General features: G+C 33.0%; 16 protein-coding genes. 8 read left to right on the top strand and 8 right to left on the bottom strand.

Annotation, left to right across the window (positions count from 1 at the left end):
• Positions 1-4: 4 nt before the first annotated feature.
• The 4 genes from QMA06_RS13105 to QMA06_RS13090 form a co-directional block, all read right to left on the bottom strand.
• Entirely contained in the window at positions 5-1,201 is a 1,197-nt protein-coding gene (locus tag QMA06_RS13105; protein ID WP_290207323.1) for a DUF4856 domain-containing protein, read from the bottom strand.
• Positions 1,202-1,530: 329 nt separating this feature from the next.
• On the bottom strand, positions 1,531-2,394 hold the full coding sequence (locus tag QMA06_RS13100) for a hydroxymethylglutaryl-CoA lyase (protein WP_290207322.1): 864 nt from the start codon (positions 2,392-2,394) through the stop codon (positions 1,531-1,533).
• 148 nt (positions 2,395-2,542) lie between these two features.
• A complete protein-coding gene (locus tag QMA06_RS13095) occupies positions 2,543-3,160 on the bottom strand; it encodes a LysE family translocator (RefSeq protein ID WP_290207476.1) in 618 nt (205 codons plus the stop codon).
• Between the two features lie 142 nt (positions 3,161-3,302).
• A complete protein-coding gene (locus QMA06_RS13090) occupies positions 3,303-4,337 on the bottom strand; it encodes a quinone-dependent dihydroorotate dehydrogenase (protein WP_290207321.1) in 1,035 nt (344 codons plus the stop codon).
• Between the two features lie 137 nt (positions 4,338-4,474).
• Here QMA06_RS13090 and QMA06_RS13085 point away from each other — a divergent pair, with 137 nt between their 5' ends.
• The 5 genes from QMA06_RS13085 to QMA06_RS13065 all read left to right on the top strand — a co-directional run bounded on the left by QMA06_RS13085 (position 4,475) and on the right by QMA06_RS13065 (position 10,289).
• Positions 4,475-5,305: a universal stress protein gene (locus tag QMA06_RS13085; RefSeq protein ID WP_290207320.1), complete on the top strand. Its 831-nt coding sequence runs from the start codon at positions 4,475-4,477 to the stop codon at positions 5,303-5,305.
• Positions 5,306-5,356: 51 nt separating this feature from the next.
• Complete coding sequence (gene pepT, locus QMA06_RS13080) at positions 5,357-6,592, top strand: peptidase T (RefSeq protein ID WP_290207319.1); 1,236 nt, start codon at positions 5,357-5,359, stop codon at positions 6,590-6,592.
• Between the two features lie 468 nt (positions 6,593-7,060).
• A complete protein-coding gene (locus QMA06_RS13075; RefSeq protein WP_290207318.1) occupies positions 7,061-9,052 on the top strand; it encodes a T9SS type A sorting domain-containing protein in 1,992 nt (663 codons plus the stop codon).
• A gap of 178 nt (positions 9,053-9,230) precedes the next feature.
• Positions 9,231-9,599 carry a DUF2200 domain-containing protein gene (locus QMA06_RS13070; RefSeq protein WP_290207317.1) on the top strand — a complete coding sequence of 123 codons (369 nt, stop codon included), beginning with the start codon at positions 9,231-9,233 and terminating at the stop codon, positions 9,597-9,599.
• Positions 9,600-9,689: 90 nt separating this feature from the next.
• Entirely contained in the window at positions 9,690-10,289 is a 600-nt protein-coding gene (locus QMA06_RS13065) for a YdeI/OmpD-associated family protein (protein WP_290207316.1), read from the top strand.
• Between the two features lie 22 nt (positions 10,290-10,311).
• On the opposite strand, the gene QMA06_RS13060 is transcribed toward QMA06_RS13065, so the two are convergent.
• Together QMA06_RS13060 and QMA06_RS13055 are read right to left on the bottom strand one after the other, a co-directional pair.
• Entirely contained in the window at positions 10,312-11,043 is a 732-nt protein-coding gene (locus QMA06_RS13060; protein WP_290207315.1) for a hypothetical protein, read from the bottom strand.
• Positions 11,044-11,130: 87 nt separating this feature from the next.
• Positions 11,131-12,645, bottom strand: a complete 1,515-nt coding sequence (locus QMA06_RS13055; RefSeq protein WP_290207313.1) for a DEAD/DEAH box helicase — start codon at positions 12,643-12,645, stop codon at positions 11,131-11,133.
• A gap of 297 nt (positions 12,646-12,942) precedes the next feature.
• On the opposite strand from QMA06_RS13055, the gene QMA06_RS13050 reads away from it, so the two are divergent.
• Positions 12,943-13,512, top strand: a complete 570-nt coding sequence (locus QMA06_RS13050) for an ExbD/TolR family protein (protein ID WP_290207312.1) — start codon at positions 12,943-12,945, stop codon at positions 13,510-13,512.
• A 93-nt stretch (positions 13,513-13,605) separates the two neighbouring features.
• On the opposite strand, the gene QMA06_RS13045 is transcribed toward QMA06_RS13050, so the two are convergent.
• Both QMA06_RS13045 and QMA06_RS13040 read right to left on the bottom strand, forming a co-directional pair.
• Positions 13,606-14,025: a 3D domain-containing protein gene (locus QMA06_RS13045; protein ID WP_290207311.1), complete on the bottom strand. Its 420-nt coding sequence runs from the start codon at positions 14,023-14,025 to the stop codon at positions 13,606-13,608.
• Positions 14,026-14,575: 550 nt separating this feature from the next.
• Positions 14,576-16,576 (bottom strand): alpha-ketoacid dehydrogenase subunit alpha/beta, encoded by a 2,001-nt coding sequence (locus tag QMA06_RS13040; RefSeq protein WP_290207310.1) that lies wholly within the window; start codon positions 16,574-16,576, stop codon positions 14,576-14,578.
• A gap of 294 nt (positions 16,577-16,870) precedes the next feature.
• Between QMA06_RS13040 and QMA06_RS13035 the strand changes: the two genes are divergently transcribed.
• Complete coding sequence (locus tag QMA06_RS13035) at positions 16,871-17,821, top strand: isopenicillin N synthase family dioxygenase (protein WP_290207309.1); 951 nt, start codon at positions 16,871-16,873, stop codon at positions 17,819-17,821.
• Positions 17,822-17,920: 99 nt separating this feature from the next.
• A complete protein-coding gene (locus QMA06_RS13030) occupies positions 17,921-18,250 on the top strand; it encodes a translation initiation factor (protein WP_290207308.1) in 330 nt (109 codons plus the stop codon).
• Positions 18,251-18,252: the final 2 nt, after the last annotated feature.

Genomic DNA, 18,252 nt, shown 5'->3' with positions numbered 1-18,252 from the left:
ATGCTTAGCTTCCTGCTTGTGCAACTGTAAAGTTGAATCGTGCAGCAATACTTTCAGACATATTGTCTAAAGTTTCAGAGGTAACATCCCAAAATCCGTTACCTTCCATTAATTCTGTTGTAAAAGCATCAACTTCTGATTTTGAAAAATATGGACTATCAGTTCCTGGCTGACGTGTAAACTGTAAGCTGTAGATAAACCCGAAACCTTCAGATAAAGAATGAAAAGCAGAAGCGTAATCCGTACCTAAATCAACTTTACCAGCTTGCAAATAATAAACTGCTCTTATTGCAATAACTTCTGAAATTTTTTCTCTAATAATATCTGCTTGTGTGTCTCTAACGGTATAGTTTTTAGCAACGATTGCTGCTCTACCTAACTGAAAAGCATTGTAAACATCTTGAGCAATACCAGTAAAATCTTCATCGCTTTCCACACGTGCCAAATATTTATTTAAAAAATTATCTGCGCCTAACTGTGGTGCCAAAGCATCGTCAGTTCCATATAAATAACCGAAAGCTTCGTCCCATTTGTGTTCCATGGTTGTGTAATTATTAGAACCATCCAAAACATCTGCGTCATTGTTTGCTCTATTATCGCCAGCATCTAACACAGCTACACTTAAATAGTTATTAAGTATTTGATCCGCCATCAATGCGCCAATCAATCCCTTTGCAAAAGCTTGATTGTTTTCCAAACCTTTAGCATTTACATAACGAATGGAACCACCACCTGCTTGCTGAATCTGTCCTGCATTTCCAGCAGTTGCATCAATTGACCAGTTTGGGAATACGTTATTGACTTGATCCGTAATGAAAGCATCAAAATCTGCCTTTATCGCAGCCGCAGCCGTAGTGTTTGCAGAATAGTAGTCTGTAGAAGCCGCAGTTTTACTACGTACACTTTTATTGGAAGCATTTAAATCGACATCAGAAAAGTCATTATTTCCTTCTACATGTGCAAACATAGCACTGATATCTGTTTCTGATTTTGAAGTATCACTAAAACCTGAAACTAATTCCCCTGCCATTAATATTCGTGTAGTTTGTCCACCATAACTTACGGTTGAAGTTCCGTTTCTTTCAAATTGGTAGGTTGCTGGAGCTGCTATTTGTGTTTCACTTGTTGTATTGTCATCATCACTAGAGCATGAGGTAACTAAACTCCCGATTACAAATAAACTTAAGGCTACTTTCTTCATCTTTATTTTAGATAATTTATTATTCTTATTAAGACTTGTTATAAATAATTTCTCATTTGAAGTTGCAAATTTAAAATAGAAATAGAATTACACAAAGTTTATTTAGATTTAATTTAAATAAACATTAATGATTAATATAAATAACATAATCTTAAATCTCTAATAAAATTTTGACAATGAAATGATGACATTCGTTATTTATCATCAGAAGAATTATATAAATGAATTACGTTTTAAAACCAAGATTCAGATTCTCGACTTACGCCAAAGTGGCCTTCTCTAAAAATGAATTATGTAATGCCAACCATGTATAAAATGAAGATGTATTATTAATGATAGGCGCCAAATATTTTAGTCGCCTCATTGTAAGAACTTTCAAAACTCATAGCACTAAGATTATGTGCTCTTTTTTGAGTGAAGTAGGATAACATTTTTTCTGTTGGCATATTTCCGGTAAGATCATCCTTTGCCATTGGGCAACCACCAAAACCCTGTATAGCACCATCAAAACGTCTGCATCCCGCTTTATAGGCTGCATCAATTTTTTCGAACCACGTAGTTGGTGTAGTGTGTAAATGAGCGCCGAATTCTATATTTGAATACTTCGGGATTAAATTTGAAAACAAATAATTAATGTTCTCAGCATTAGAACTACCGACAGTATCGCTCAATGATAAAATTTTAACTCCCATGTTAGATAATCGTTCCGTCCACTCCCCTACAATGTCTACATTCCACGGATCACCATACGGATTTCCAAACCCCATGGAGATATAAACCACTACCTCTTTATTATTTTTGTCTGCGATTTCTAATATCTCAGATAATATAACTACGGACTGAGCAATGGTTTTATGCGTATTTCGCATTTGGAAGTTTTCTGAAATTGAAAAAGGAAAACCTAAATAATCAATTTCTTTATGAACAGAGGCATCCGATGCTCCTCTAGTGTTAGCAATGATAGCCAATAGTTTACTATGGGTTTTACTTAAATCTAATTGCGCTAAAACTTCGGCTGTATCTACCATTTGCGGAATCGCTTTTGGAGACACAAAACTCCCAAAATCTATAGTATCAAACCCTACTCGTAATAAGGATTGTATATATTGTACCTTTAGGTCTGTTGGAATAAAATCCTTAATGCCTTGCATGGCATCTCTGGGACATTCTATTATTTTAACGTCTTTGTTCATTGGTTCAAATATACGGTTTAGGTTGAGGATTTGAAAACGATATTTATCAAACTGACAGAATTATAATCGTCATATATATTTCTCTTATATAATGGACAGATTCTCACAGATTATACGCAAAACACTTGTCAATGGAAGTAACGCTTTTTTAAATTAATATGAAAACGGCAATTCCTATAAAAACAACAATCTGTAGCCATTTTAAAACAAATCCTGAATTTTTATGATTTAAAGTATAGGTTTTTATTTGTCCTGCTAATAGAGCAATGGTAGTAAAAATGATGAACGAAACCAGCATAAAAATTCCTCCTAAAATATAAAACTGAATCACAGTACTCATAGAATGGCTAAATAAAAACCCTGGAAAAAAAGCTAAAAAGAATATGGTGACTTTTGGATTGAGAACGTTCATAAAAAACCCTTGGACGAATAATTTTTTTAAACTTTTATTAGGAACGTTTTCTGAATCGAAGGTAATTTTTGCATCAGATTTAAAGACTATATACGCTAGGTATAGTAGATAAATGGCACCTAGAAGTTTTATTCCAAAAAATAAATTGTCGTTGGCTTTAATAATTGCAGACACTCCAAAAGCTAATAATGTGGTATGCATAATACAACCTGAAATTAATCCGCAAACAGTTGCCATTCCGTGAGATTTGCCGTTACTTATACTTTGCACTAAAACGTAAATATTATCTGGCCCTGGCGAAATTGCCAAAGCTGATGTTGCTAATGCGAATGATATAAGGATCTCGAAATTCAGATTAAAATATTTTAGACACTAATAGATACAAGTTAATTAATGTGTAAATACAATGAATAACACTTTACATTCATGTACAAACAACTCAATATATTTTTAAAAACTAGTGAAATTCTTGGTTAATTTTTTTTTCGAATTAATTTTATTTCTCTTTTAACAACGCTTCATTAATCCGTTTTATCAATTTTGGGCCTTCATAAATAAACCCAGTATAAATCTGAACCAAATCTGCTCCTGCGTCCAATTTTTCTAAAGCATCCTCCGCGGAATGAATACCTCCTACTCCAATGATTGGAAATGCCTTATTACTTTTATCAGCTAAGTATTTTATTACTTTCGTCGATTTTTCCTTAATGGGCTGCCCGCTGAGACCACCATTACCAATTTCTGAGAGTCTTTTTTCTGTTGCTTTTAAGCCTGTTCTGTCAACTGAAGTATTACTAGCAATGACCCCATCGAGATGTGTTTCGGCAATTATTTCTATTATTTCGTCTAATTGCTGGTCATTTAAATCTGGAGCGATTTTTAGCAAAATTGGTTTTTGTTTCTTAAAAATGGAATTTGCTCTTTGAACACTATAAATTAACTCTAATAAAAACGCTTTATCATTAAGCTTCGCATGGCTTCCAACATTAGGACAACTTACATTCAATACAAAGTAATCTACATACGGATGCAAAGCGTTAAAACATTCGAGATAATCTTGGGTATAGTTTTCAGGAAGCGTTTTGGTATTTTTCCCGATGTTACCGCCAATGATCAGTTGTCCTTTATTTTTTTTGAGTTGGGTTATCGCAGCCTTTAATCCTTCATTATTAAAACCCATACGATTTATAATACCTTTATCATCTTTCAATCTGAACAAACGCCGTATAGGATTGCCTTCTTGAGCTTTAGGTGTTACCGTGCCTATTTCAATAAACCCAAATCCAAAGTTCGCCAATTCATTATACAATACCGCATTTTTATCAAAACCAGCCGCTAAACCTACCGGGTTTCTGAATTTTAAACCGAACAAATGGCGCTCTAATCGTTTATCATTAACAACATATTGAGAATTAAATAAACGTTTTACACCAGGTATTTTCGATAAATTACGAATCAAAGAAAATGTGAAATAATGAATTTTCTCAGGATCAAAACTGAATAATATCGGTCGGATTATCGCTTTATACATATAAAGATTTTAGCATTACAAAAGTAAGCATCTCATATTAAATTAAGAAGTATTAATTTTTTCATAAACTGTCATTTGTCATAATTCATAGAATCTTATTTGTTTAATTTTGGAGTCCTAATCAAAATTATAATATCATGAAAAAAATTATTGTTCCTGTCGATTTTTCGAAACACTCAGAATATGCTTTAGAAACAGCTGCAGCATTAGCCAAAAAACATCATGCCGAATTGATTGTAATGCATATGTTAGAAATGTCTGAATCTATTATATCTGCTAGCACGGCACAACGTAGCGAAGAAAATGCATTTATGATGATGGTTGCTAACAAGAAATTTGAAACCTTTTTAGATCAACCGTATCTAGACGATATTACAGTAACACCTCTAATAAAATATCATAAAGTTTTAAAAGAAGTAGCAAAGGTGGCCAGCGAAGAGAGAGCTGATTTAATTGTTATGGGTTCTAGAGGCCACAACGATTACGATGGTGTCTTTACAGGCTCTAATACTGAAAAAGTTGTCCGTTACAGTAATACTCCCGTTTTAGTTATAAAATCTGGACTCAAAGCTGTCGATTTTGAACACATTGTTCTAGCTTGCGATTTTTCTGAAGAAAGTGTCTCTGCAGTTAACAATGCGCTGGAATTGCTCAACGAATTGAGTGTAAAAACAACCTTATTACATATCAATGCACCAAATTTAGGCTTTTTAAGTACAGACGAAATTGATGAAAAAATTTCAATCTTTCTAAAAACCGCAAAGTTATCAGATTCTGATGTTTCAATTGCTCGTATTTCAGATCATAATGTAGAAGATGGTGTATTAAGTTTTGCAAAAAGACAACAGGCAGACGCTGTTGCGATGATTACACATGGTAGAAAAGGCTTAAGTCATTTTTTTGGAGGCAGTATTTCTGAAGATGTGGTGAACCATAGTAAACTTCCGGTTATTACCTTTAAACTTTAAAGAAATTTTAATAATTTCGATAATAATTTAAAAAGTTAAAAACACACTCGTATGCAGCATATTATAGATCGTTTTATCAGTTACGTTACTATAGATACAGAATCTGATCCGAATTCAGAAACCACTCCAAGTACTAAAAAACAATGGGATTTAGCCAATAAGTTAGTCGATGAATTAAAAGCTATTGGCTTAAGCGACGTTAGCATTGATGAAAACGCTTATATCATGGCGACTTTGCCAAGCAATGTTGATCACGCTGTACCTACTATTGGATTTATTTCACATTTTGATACCTCACCAGATTTTACAGGAGCGAATATAAAACCTCAAATTGTTAAAGATTATGATGGAAAAGATATTATACTCAATGCAACTGAGAACATAGTTTTATCCCCAGACTATTTTGAGGATTTGCTAATGTACAAAGGTCAAACTTTGATTACAACAGATGGAACTACGCTTCTAGGTGCTGATGACAAAGCTGGTATTACGGAGATTGTTACGGCCATGGAACACCTTATTAATCATCCTGAAATTAAACATGGAACCATAAAAGTGGGCTTTACACCCGACGAAGAAATTGGTAGAGGCGCTCATAAATTCGATGTTGAAAAATTTGGTGCCGATTGGGCATATACCATGGATGGTAGCCAAGTTGGCGAACTGGAATATGAAAATTTTAATGCGGCAGGTGCTAAAATTACCGTAAAAGGAAAAATTGTACATCCGGGTTATGCCAAGGGTAAAATGATCAACTCCATGTATTATGCTTCTGAATTTATAAATAGTCTGCCTAGAACGGAAACACCAGAACATACGGAAGGTTATGAAGGATTTTTTCACTTACATAATATAGAAGGAGACGTTGAAAAAACGATGCTACAATATATTATTCGCGATCATGACAAGGACAAATTTGAAGCTCGAAAAGCTTTAATGCAGAAGATTGTGGACGATTTAAATACTAAGTACGAAAGCGAAGTTTTTAAACTTGAATTGAAAGATCAGTATTTCAACATGAAAGAAAAAGTTGAGCCTGTGATGCAAATTGTAGATATTGCTGAAGCAGCTATGAAAGCAGTTGGAATTGCACCATTAATTAAAGCCATAAGAGGTGGTACTGATGGTTCTCAATTATCTTATATGGGTTTACCTTGCCCAAATATTTTTGCAGGAGGTCACAATTTTCATGGACGCTATGAGTATGTCCCAGTGGAAAGTATGCAGAAAGCAGTTGAAGTTATTGTTAAGATTGCTGAGTTGACGGCAGTGAGCAGTGAGCAGTGAGCAGTGAGCAGTGAGCAGTGAGCAGTGAGCAGTGAGCAGTGAGCAAAGTTAAATTTGAATTTTAGCTGATACTCTTGTCGTAATATTTTTTATCAACTAAATGACTGATAACTTAAGTTTAAGAACTGTTTATTATAGATTGTGGACGCAACGATTAGTCCACTGTTTATTTTTTTTGAAGATGCTGAAACCCATTTAAAATGGAAAGCCAGATGTTTGGTTAAATTAATGATTAAATAGGTTAAAGGACGTTTAATAGGCAAGATTCCACGGATGGCATGAGCCCCCATAAAACTTAAGCTCAGACGACCAGTCAAAGCTAAAAAGATCAACTTGACTTAATAGAAAATTTTGTTACCTTCGCTCTCTTTTTACATATAACATATTGAAAATTGAAACGCTTATATATCCCCAGGTCATTTACTTAAATTACGCATTATTAACATGAGACAATTAGAGATTTTAAAAATGAAAAAATCTACATTTATTTGCCTATTACTTTTACCCATACTTTCTTCTTCTCAAATAAATTTAAACCAAATAGATGATTTCGAAGGGTTTACTACTGAGAATTGGACCAAAGGGAACTCTTCTTCATTACCTAATGAAAATATTCTTACTGATGGTCCCTCCGGAACTGATGATAATTATTTAAGAGTCCAATCTAATGGTGGCAGCGGATCTGATTCTAACTTAACGACATTCAATAACTCTCAATGGCAGGGTGATTATGTTGATGCTGGAGTCACTTATATATCTATGGATGTTAGAAATTCTGGTTCAAACGTTATCATATTAAGATTAGCGTTTAAAAATGATAATTGGACCAATGATCCAAAATGGAGTTCTACTAATGGAATTGCAGTAGTTCCCGGTGAAGGCTGGCAAACCATTGTATTTCCTATTGATGAGAATTCATTGACTAGACTTGGACATAATAATTCATATAATGGTGATTTTGGTGATATTTCCGAAGTACGTATCATTCATAACGACGCGCCAAGTTGGGGCGGCGATTCTATTGAGGCTATATTAGACATTGATAATATTCAAGCTAGAGATAATGATATGGGAACGGTAGATACGGGAGAACCTAAAATATCTTTAAATCTTATAGATGATTTTGAAGGAGTGACTGTTGAAAATTGGACTAAAGGGACATCGTCATCGTTACTGAATCAAAATATTATTACCGACGGTCCTACTGGAACTGATGATAACTTTTTGAGAGTACAATCTAATGGAGGGAGTGGATCTGACTCTAAATTAGTAACATTCAATAATGCGCAATGGTTGGGCGATTATGTCGATGCTGGAGTCACTTATATATCTATGGACGTTAGAAATACAGGTTCAAATTTAATCACACTAAGGTTGGCATTTGAAAATGATAATTGGACCAATGATCCAAAATGGAGTTCTACTAATGGAATTGCAGTAGTTCCCGGTGAAGGCTGGCAAACCATTATATTTCCTATAGATGAGAATTCATTAACGAGACTTGGACATAATAATTCATATAACGGAGATTTTGGTGATATTACCGAAGTACGAATTATTCATAATGATGCACCAAGCTGGGAAGGAGATTCTATTGAAGCTACATTAGACATTGATAATATTCAAGCACGAAATAGCGATATGGGTTTAGCAGATTCAGGAAAATCTAAAATATCATTAAATCTAATAGATGATTTTGAAGGAGTGACTGTTGAGAATTGGACAAAAGGGACTTCTTCATCATTACTGAATCAAAATATTAGCACAGACGGTCCTACTGGAACTGATGATAACTTTTTGAGAGTACAATCTAATGGAGGGAGTGGATCTGACTCTAAATTAGTAACATTCAATAATGCGCAATGGTTGGGCGATTATGTCGATGCTGGAGTTACCTATATTTCCATGGACGTAAGAAATTCTGGTTCAAACGTTATCATATTAAGATTAGCGTTTGAAAATGATAATTGGACCAATGATCCTAAATGGAGTTCTATAGACCCAATTGCCGTTGTTCCTGGTCAAGGCTGGCAAACCATTGTATTTCCGATTGACGAGAATTCATTGACGCGACTTGGACATACTGGTTCTTACAATGGTAGTTTTGGCGCTATTACCGAAATACGTATTCTTCACAATGATACACCAAGTTGGGAAGCAGACGCTATTGAAGCCATATTAGATATTGATAATATTCAGGCAAGAGATGAAAATTTGAGTATCGTTGATGTAGATAGACCTTCACAAATTATTAAAGTATATCCAATCCCAGCATCTGCCTTTATTCATATTGAAGGAATTTCGGAAGAAGTTGAATACCTAGTTTTCGATATCAATGGCAAAATAGTTATGAAAGGGAAAGCTACCAATCAAAACAGGATAAATATTCAAAACTTGGTAAAAGGAACATATTTTCTAAACATCACATCTTACAATACTTTTAAATTTGTTAAAGATTAAATGTTAAACTTTTAAATATATTAAAGATCATAAAACTGGAAAGTTAATGTGAGAATAGTCTCAATTTTCAATAATAGTATTTATTATTAAGTAAGCAGTACGCCATTATATTTAGTTGACTGCTTATTTTTTTTGCTTAAATTTAAAATCTTTATTTTACAATTTCTTAAACAAAATTATGAGCACAACAACACCAGAACACGATGAGCGCGTTGCAAAACTAACCTTCGCATCCGTTTATCCGCACTATATTACTAAAGTTGAAAAGAAAGGCCGAACAAAATCAGAACTACACCAAGTGATTGAATGGTTAACTGGTTTTGATGATAATAAAATAGAGGAGCTTATTAAAGAGAAAGTCACTTTTAAAATATTCTTTGAAAGAGCAAAATTAAACCCAAATGCTGAATTAATTAAAGGTGTCATTTGTGGATATAGAATAGAAGATATAGATACTAAACTAACTCGAGAAGTAAGATATTTAGATAAGTTGGTCGATGAAATAGCTAAAGGACGAAAAATGGACAAAATTTTACGAACGACTTAAGTAGAAGTTTCTCTTGATGTTATCTCTGTTTTTTAATAATAGTTTTAAAAATAAACTTAAATCAACATTCCTAATATAACCGTTTTAAACATGAAAAAACCAACCTCAGTAGAGGAATACATAGAAATCAATCCACATTTCTCAGAAGAGATTACCATTTTACGAAACATCATCAATTCAACAGCATTAGAAGAAACCATAAAATGGAATATGCCAACTTATTGTATTAAAGGTAAGAATGTTTTAGGTCTTGCGGCGTTTAAGAATCATTTTTGTATTTGGTTTCATCAAGGAGTTTTTTTAAAAGATGAACTGCGCTTACTAAAAAACGCACAGGAGCAAAAAACAAAAGCTATGAGACAGATGCGATTTGAAACTAAAAATGATATTAATGAAGCTGCAGTTTTAACGTACGTAAAAGAAGCTATAGAAAATCAGCATCTAGGAAAAGAATTACAGCCTCAACGAACCAATAAAACTGTGGCAATTCCAAAGGAGCTTAAAGAAATTTTAGATACCAATACTGACTTTAAAACCGCATTTAATACACTTACCCCATCAAAACAGCGAGACTATTCTGATTATATTTCTGAAGCCAAGCGCGATGTCACAAAGCAAAAACGTCTAGAAAAAATTATTCCATTGGTACTAAATGGCGTTGGCTTAAACGATAAGTATAGGACTTGTTAAATATTTGGAATTGAGAGTTGTGTTAGTTATTAGAAGCTGTTTGCGCTTTTTCTTCCTCAGAAGGCTTTTCTTTAATAACTACCTTTTCATTATTAAAAATAATAGTCGCTTTTACACCAGTTAAGAGGTTCCATTCTTTAGAAGAAATTAAATTACCTTTATCATCGTAAACTACAAATTCAGCTGTATTTGGTCCGGATTCGCCTTGATTTAGAGCAACGATATCTACCGTGTTTTTACCATCTGCCAAATTCACTTCTACACGTCTATAACTACTAGTCAGTGTTAAACTGTGCTTAACAACATCTCCGTTAATTAAAATCTTAACACGGTCACCATCAGGGAATTGATGATCTCTACAAACAATATTTACAAATTTGGTATCTACATTATGTTCACCTAAAAATTGATCGGACATTGTTTTTACGTATCCACCTTTTACAGCCTCTTTCTTCCAACGCTGTTCATAAATCTCACTCGGACTTTTTAGACCGTCGTTTTCTGTCATAGAAAATGGCTTTTCTGTTTCTCTAATAACAAATTTTTCTTCTTCATTAGACTTGCCACTTGCCTTATCGTCGTCCTTTTTTAAAATAGGCGCAATTTTAACTTTAACTAAAGCTGAGTCTTTTTTTGTTTCAGATTTTTCTGCAGGAATACGAATAGATTTATTCTCTTTATCTTTAATTTGTGCAAAAACCAATGTACTGCAAATTAAGCAAAACATAAATGCGATATATTTAATGGTTTTCATGTTATATTATTAATGTATTGTATGAATACAAAAACTGTTCCTATTTCAAAATAAACGCATAAAAATAGAAATCCTTACAAAAAAAAGTTAAAACTTACCGTTAAAACTAATTCTTAATTTTCTATTGTATTCTTCAAAAAGCCAATCTTTATAATTCTGGGTACTATTCATTATGCAATAACAGTACTGTTTAATTCTGTAAGCAATTTCATCTTGCAGGTCCTTTATTAACTCTCTCGCATCATAAACATCTTCGCTATTATCAATACAAATTTGAGAATGCTGAGCAATAGAACGTTCGATAACTGTAAAGGATTTTTTACCAGAATTAATCACATCTTTATATTCTGCTTTGACGTCGAAATTTAGAGTAAACGATTTTTTGAATTTTACTTTTAGCGAATCTGGCATGGTATAAACAAAATCGCGTTCTAATAATTCATCATCAAGAATATTCTCTAAGTAATAATCTGGATGTTTAAAGATATGTTGCCAATCAACAGGTTGATCCCAAGGACCAAATCTTGCTTCATTATTACCTAAATCAATGACCTGGAATGATTTTCGATCTTTATAAATTCGACTACCACGACCAATCATTTGGAAATATAAGGTTAAAGAACGGGTAGCTCTGTTTAATATAATGGATTCCACAGAAGGTTCATCAAAACCGGTAGTTAAAATACTAACTGACGACAACACTGCGTCTGGTGTGTTTTTAAACCATTTTAAGATATCTTTTCGTTCTTGTTTGTTTGCCGTATTATCTAAATGTTGAACGTTATAACCTGCTTTTTTAAAAGTATAGTAGACTTCTTTTGAGGTATAAATTCCATTATTAAAAATCAGAGTTTTTTTACCTTTCGCCATTTCCTCATAAGCCATTAATAGCTTGGATTGCATTAAGGAATTGGTATATAAGGCTTCTGACGATTTTACCGTATAATCTCCATTTATACCAATTTTTAATGAGGTTAAACCAACATCGTAATTAGAAACTTCGGCTTTGGCTAGGAAACCATTTTTAATCAGTGTTGATATATCATCCCCAACAATAAGTTTGTTATAATTATCTTTCATTGGTAGTTTAATATTACTACTCAATGGCGTTGCTGTAACTCCAAGAATAAAACACTGTTCAAAAAACTTAAATAATTTTCTAAAAGAATTATAATGGGCCTCATCAATAATAACTAGACCTATATTTTTTAATTCAAAATCGTTGTCAGACAAACGATTATTCAAGGTTTCTACCATTGCCACAAAACACTGATAATCGTCTTGGTCTGGAAGCGTTTTTACCTTACTGTTTATGACTTTGTTCTTTACATTAAACCCAGACAACACATTAGAGGTTTGTTTACAAAGCTCAATTCTATGCGTTAAAATCACCACCTTTTTATTGTGCTGTTCAGCGTAACGTCTTACGATTTCAGAAAAAATAACAGTCTTACCACCTCCTGTCGGTAATTGATAAAGCAAATTAAAATCATCAGATTCATTTTGCATAACATCAAAAATGCGATTTAAGTCCTTTATTTGATAATCATAAAGACTCTTTTCCGTTGCATTTTCTTGTATGGTTTCAGTTTCTGACGACATAAATTACATTTAATTCTTAGTTAATTTTGCAAAAATAGCACTTAGAAAGGGTTTTAGAATGGATTGTTAACAAGATTTTACAATGAAGTCAATTTGGCACCATCAATTCACTAAACAAATCAATCTTTTAAAAACCTTTTTTTACCAGTGATTAAATTTCATTTGTAGATGAAGTTAATTAAAAACGGCTTTAATTGGCGTTACAATAATTTTTGAAACCATTTATTCCGTATTAATGAATTTTAGATTGGTACTGTTCTTGTTGTTAAGAAAGTATTAACATTTGAATCTAATATCATGAAATTATTTAGAAGACATTCTGCAGCGGTCAATGCAGGATCCATGGCAGACATTGCTTTTTTATTACTAATCTTTTTTTTAGTAACTACAACTATTTCTGCAGACAAGGGTATTTTACGACAATTACCGCCAGTATGTGAAACAGCAAATTGCACTACAGATATTCATGAGCGTAATTTATTACATATTGCCATGAATGAAAAGCAAGAAATTATGATTGACAACGAACTGGTAGAACTCACAAAAGTTAAGGAAATTGTTGAAAGATTTATTGATAATAACGGACTTAATGCATGCGACTATTGTACCGGTGCGCAAGCGGTGGAATCTTCAGATCATCCGGAAAAAGCTGTGATTTCTTTGAGTCATGATGCATTCACTAAATATGATGCTTTTATTTCTGTACAAGACGAAATTACTAAAGCCTACTACGATTTAAGAACGCGATATGCAGAGCAAAAGTTTAATAAAAGTCCTGTTGAACTGACAAATAAAGAATTAAAATTGGTACAGAAAGCATATCCATTTAAGGTTTCTGAAATAATGGTGAAACGCTCGTATGAGTAAATCCAAAACCAAATTTAATTTTTTTTTACCTCTTTTATTGTGAACGAGACAACATTTTAAGATGATATTATTGAATTCATTCTAATTTTGAAATTATTTTAGGATAATTGAATCATTACGCGGTAAACAATAGTCAATATTCACCTTTCTTTTGCCCCAAATTTTTGCTTTTTTCACATCATTACCCATATAAATATCAATGCGCTTACGATAGCGACGGTTCATTTTGTCCTTAACAATAAACAAACTATCGAAACCTTGAATTTTTACTTTAGTATTATGGACTAAACCAGAATCCAATAAATCTCTTGAGACAGCTATATAGCGTAACCCTGGTGTTAAGCTATCACCAAAAGCAGTAATAGAGGGATTAGAGCTAGTTTGATAAGCGAGTGAATTATATGCTGTAGCAATAACTTCTAGAGTCTTATTTTCACACTTAACATCTTCCCTAGTTTTACAACTATAAATAAAAATGGAGCATAGTATTATAGTATATAATGTAATTTTCATATCAATAAAGATACATTGATTATAGTTAAAATTTGTTAAAAAAGTACTATGTTATACAAAGTACTGTAACAAATTTAACTGTTTATCGTCTATTAAATATAACCAATTAAAAAACGTACATCATGAGAACATTAAACAACAATCAATTATCGAGCACATCAGTAGAAACTAAAAGTTTCACTTGGAACAGTAGAAGACGCTTTAGATCCTAATTAGAAATTATCATCAATCAATAAAAATCAATAATCATGAGAACATTAAACAACAATCAATTATCGAGTACATCAATAGAAACTAAAAGTTTCGCTTGGAACAGTAAGAGACGATATAGATAATATCGCAAAAAAAAATCATCAATCAAATACATCAACAATTATGAGAGTTTTATCAAAAATTGTCAATACATCTAATAGTTTAGATGATGACTTAGCAACCATTAGAATTTAAGACTGAAGTTTAATCACCTTCTAGAATTAATCTAATTTAAAAAAGTCAGTTTCGTAAATGAGAAACTGACTTTTTTTAATTTTTACATTCTACTCTTGTTTATCTAATAGTCTAACAAATTTCGCAAAGATTCTTCGAACTTCCCTTTTGCCAAATACTGAGTTTCTAACTGACCAATAAATGGTATTGGAGTTTCCATGCTAGCCACACGTTTTACGGGTGCATCTAAATATTCAAAACATTCTTCCATTAATAAAGCTGAGAGATCACTAGCAATTCCGCCGAATAATGAATCTTCCTGTAAAATAATTGCTTTTCCTGTCTTTTTAACAGAATTTAAAATAGCCTCCTTATCTAAGGGTTGTAACGTTCTTAAGTCAATTACATCTGCTGAAATATCAGAATTGTTTTCTAAGGTTTCTAAAGCCCAATGCACCCCTGCTCCATAAGTAATGATAGTAACAGCTTCTCCCTCCTTTAAGACAGCAGCTTTACCAAATGGAATAGTATAATAATCCGTTGGCACCTCTTGACGGATACTTCTATATAAAGCTTTATGCTCAAAAAACAATACTGGATTTGGGTCATTAATAGCTGTTGCCAACAAACCCTTAGCGTCAAATGGAAATGCTGGATATACTACTTTTAAACCTGGGGTTTTAGTAAACCAAGCTTCGTTAGTTTGCGAATGAAAAGGACCAGCAGCGACGCCTCCACCGCAAGGCATTCTCACCACAACATCGGCTTCTTGTTGCCATCTGTAATAGGATTTTGCTAAATAATTAACTACGGGATTAAAACCTGAGGACACAAAATCTGCAAATTGCATCTCAACAACTGATTTTATTCCTGAGATCGATAAACCCATAGCTGTTTCTACAATTGCAGATTCACAAATAGGCGTATTTCTTACACGGTCTTTTCCAAATGCTTCTACAAAACTTTCAGTAATTTTAAAAACCCCTCCGTATTCCGCAATATCCTGTCCCATAATTACAAGATCATTGTGCTTTTGCATAGATTGTTTTAATCCTTCTGAAATAGCATCAATAAAACGCAACTCATTGGTTTCATTATTGGGTGAATGTTCCTTATAATCAAATGGTTTATAGACATCATTAAGTTCTGTGTCTTCATTCGGAATAATTTCAGGTTCTGCATAAGCAGATTCTAATGCGACATCAATTTCAGATTTAATTTCAGCCTTATAAGCTTCATCCGTTGCTGGACTTAATATTTTTTTACTATATAAAAAACTTCTAAAATTTTCTATGGGATCTTTCGCTTCCCATTCTTCCATTAACTCTTGAGGTACATATTTCGTGCCACTTGCCTCTTCATGCCCTCGGCGTCTAAAGGTTTTGAATTCTATTAAAATCGGTCGTGGTCGCTTTCTAATACTTTCAGCCAATTTTTGAACCTTAGTGTACGTCTCTATTACATTATTGCCATCTAAAATAAACGATTCAATGCCATAACCTTTTCCTCTATCTGCTAAATGTTTACAGTGATATTGCTCATTAGTTGGTGTAGAAAGCCCATAACCATTATTCTCAATACAGAATATAACAGGCAATTGCCAAACTGAAGCGACGTTTAAAGCCTCATGAAAATCACCTTCACTCGTACCTCCTTCACCAGTAAATACTGCAGTAACATTTCCGTTTTTCTTTAATAAATTTGCTAAGGCAATTCCGTCTGCCACCCCTAATTGCGGTCCCAAATGCGAAATCATTCCAACAATATTATAATCTTGTGTTCCAAAATGAAAAGAGCGGTCTCTACCTTTGGTAAATCCGCTCGCTTTTCCTTGCCATTGACAGAATAAACGATGTAAAGGAATTTCTCGCGTAGTAAAAACACCGAGATTTCTATGCATAGGTAAAATATATTCTGTGGACTTAAGCGCCATGGTAACACCAACTGAAATGGCCTCTTGTCCGATTCCAGAAAACCATTTTGAAACTTTACCTTGCCGTAAAAGAATGAGCATTTTCTCTTCAATTAAGCGTGGTTTTAGCATGTTATAATAAAGTTTTAATAACGCTTTATCACTTAAACTTCTTTTATCGTAGGCAATGTTGCTTTTTGTAATTGTTGGCATATAGTGTGGGTCTAATCTATTATTTTTTTTATAGCATTAAATGGCTTTACATTTCCAATAATCCCTAAAACCAAAGGGTAGATGTATCCTTACGGATAAATCCATTAAATCGATATTTTAATCCATTTCTTCATTTATAAAAAGTTAAAATAGATAATTAAATTATGAATCAAATTTAAATAAAATTGCTCCAATAAACCATTATAGACTTTAATTTGTCTCTAAATACGACCTATTTTTTTCGCACTATTATTGTTACATTTGTATATTGACAAATATTTAAACAACAATCCAATGGATAGAATACCTAGCGTAGATTTAAAGGATTTCATTTCAGATGATCCGAAACGTAAACAAAAGTTTATAGACGAAATAGGAAAAGCTTATGAAGACATAGGTTTTGTGGCTTTAAAAGGCCATTTCTTAGATGACACTTTAGTCGATAATTTATATGGTGAAGTTAAGAAATTTTTCGATTTACCGATAGAAACAAAAGAGAGCTACGAAATACCTGGAATCGGTGGCCAACGTGGATATGTATCTTTTGGAAAAGAAAGCGCAAAAGGTAAAAAAGAAGGTGATTTAAAAGAATTTTGGCATTTTGGACAGTACGTAGAAGATGATGAAGAGCGACGAAAAGAGTACCCCGAAAATGTTGAAGTAAAAGAATTGGATGACTTTAACAAAGTAGGAAAACAAACCTACCAAATGCTAGAAAAAACAGCTAAATACGTATTACGAGCTTTAGCACTTTATTTAGATTTAGAAGAAACCTATTTCGATAAGTACATTCACAACGGTAATTCCATTCTACGTCCAATTCATTATCCACCTATAACGCAAGAACCTAAAAACGCGGTAAGAGCTGCAGCGCATGGAGATATTAATTTAATAACATTATTAATGGGCGCACAGGGTCGTGGACTACAAGTACAACGACATGATGGAGAATGGATTGATGCCATTGCAGAACCAGATGAACTAATGATCAATGTTGGAGATATGTTATCTCGACATTCTAATAATAAATTAAAATCGACCATACATCGCGTTATAAATCCACCTAGAGAACTTTGGGGAACATCTCGTTACTCTATGCCGTTTTTTATGCATCCCATTAGTGAAATGAAATTAGATGTTTTAGAAAGTTGTATTGATGAAAACCACCCAAAGCAATTTGATGATATAACAGCAGGTGAGTTTTTAAACGAACGTTTAATTGAGCTTGGACTTATTAAAAAATAGTGAGCAGTCGGCTGTCTTCAGTAAAAAGTTAATAATAATAATAATAATAATACGTGCTAAATACTGAATACTGCCAACTAAATACTGAAGACTAAAAACATGGATTTACAAGATCAATTAAAAAACCTTTTTCCGGACCATGCACCAGAACTATCAGACAATTCTGAAGATTCTAAAGATAATCTATGGCTGCAAGATGATCCTATTATTTGCAAGTATGAAAAGCGAAAAGGAAAGCCCATCACTATTCTCGAAGGTTACACAGGGGCTACAGAAGATTTTAAAAAATTAGCTAAAGAATTAAAAACTAAGCTTAGTGTCGGAGGAAGTTTTAAGGATGACAAAATTATAATTCAAGGAGATTATAGAGATAAAATTATGACGTTGCTCAAAGAAAAAGGTTTTAATGTGAAACGAGTTGGCGGTTAATT

It is taken from the genome of Winogradskyella bathintestinalis (genome assembly GCF_030407435.1).
Taxonomy (GTDB): domain Bacteria; phylum Bacteroidota; class Bacteroidia; order Flavobacteriales; family Flavobacteriaceae; genus Winogradskyella; species Winogradskyella bathintestinalis.
The sequence above is the reverse complement of the archived record's forward strand: the minus strand, read 5'-3'. Positions and strand labels throughout refer to the sequence as shown.